This is a genomic window from Streptomyces sp. NPDC005483, assembly GCF_040606035.1.
Lineage (GTDB): Bacteria > Actinomycetota > Actinomycetes > Streptomycetales > Streptomycetaceae > Streptomyces.
In genome coordinates, this window is sequence record NZ_JBEXEA010000122.1 from 1 (window position 1) to 1,430 (window position 1,430).

At 67.6% G+C, this 1,430-nt stretch carries 1 protein-coding gene; it reads right to left on the bottom strand.

The window, feature by feature from the left end; translation table 11 throughout:
* Positions 1 to 21 precede the first annotated feature (21 nt).
* Entirely contained in the window at positions 22 to 1,227 is a 1,206-nt protein-coding gene (locus ABZT06_RS50550) for an IS110 family transposase (protein WP_355756708.1), read from the bottom strand.
* Positions 1,228 to 1,430: the final 203 nt, after the last annotated feature.

Below are 1,430 nucleotides of genomic sequence, written 5' to 3' on the forward strand. Positions count from 1 at the left end.
AGGAGAATCTCAATGATCGTGTCAAGCCGCCTGCGTGACCGGCGGGGCGGGGGTGAACAGCCTCTCGTCACGCAGCATCGCCCACAGGACGTCGACCCGGCGGCGGGCAAGCGAAAGCAGAGCCTGAGTGTGCATCAGACCCTCGGATCGTTTCTTGAGGTAGTAGTCCCGCGACGGACCGGGCCGCATCATCGCGGTCTGTGCCGACATGTAGAAGATGTGTCGCAGACGTCGGTTGTAGCGCTTGGGCCGGTGGTAGTTGCCGGTGCGGCGGCCGGAGTCCCGGGCGACCGGTGCCAGGCCCGCGTGGGAGGCGAGGCGGCCGGCGTCCTTGTAGCCGCCCAGGTCGCCGACGATGGCGACGAACTCGGCTCCCAGGATCGGCCCCCAGCCGGGCATGGACTCGATGATCTCGGCGCGGTCGTCGGTGCGGAAGGCCTCGCGGATCTCCCGGTCGTTGTCCTTGATCCGCTCGTCCAGGGCCAGGAGCTGGTGGGCGAGGTCGCAGACCAGCTTGGCGGCCCGCTTCTCGCCCGGCAGGGCGGTCATCTGGGACTGAGCCGCTTCCACCGCCTTGGCGGCAACGGCGGCGGCGCCGCGGACTTTCCGGCGTTCCAGCCAGGCCGTAAGCCGCTTGGCGCCAATGCGGCGCAGGGCAGCTGGGGTCTGGTACTCGGTCAGCATGACGACCGGGCCTTTGGCCGCGGAGTAGTCGAAGGCCCGCTCCAGCGCTGGGCAGATGCCGACCAGCAGATCGCGGAGCCGGTTGATCAGGCGAACGCGGTCGGCGATCAGGTCGGCCCGGTAGTTGGTGAGTATCTGGAGTGTGGTGACCAGCTCTGGGGGCGTGTCCAGATGCTGGAAGTCCCGGGGACGCATGCGGGCCTGGTCGGCAATGACGCGGGCGTCGCGGGCGTCGGTTTTACCCTCACCCTGGTATGCGCCGGACATGCGGTTGACCGTTCGGCCGGGCACGTAGACGACCTGCTGGCCGCGGGCGATCAGCAACGCCAGCAGCAGCGTGGACGCGCGACCGGAGATGTCCACGGCCCATCGCACCTCGTCGGCTCGGTCCCGCGCCGTGTCGATGAGGGTGAGGATCTGGGCCTCGTCGTTGATCACCTTCGTCGAGAACAGCCTCTCGCCGTCCCTGTCGACCGCGACCGCCCAGTGATGCCCTTTGCCGGCGTCGATGCCGACCCATATCCGCTCGTGAGCCGTGCTCAAGCCTGTCGCTCCGTGTCTCTCGTGACCAGCACTTCATGGTCCGAAGAACACCCCGCCGACAGGTCCCTAACCAGCGATGACCGCAGTTCTCAATCAGTGGTCGGAGTGTCCCGGAGGACCGGGCGGCCATTCTCCTTGAGCCATCAACGGCAACTCCGCATCAGCCACACCCGGTCCTCCCGGACCGCCAACATTCTTAGGGA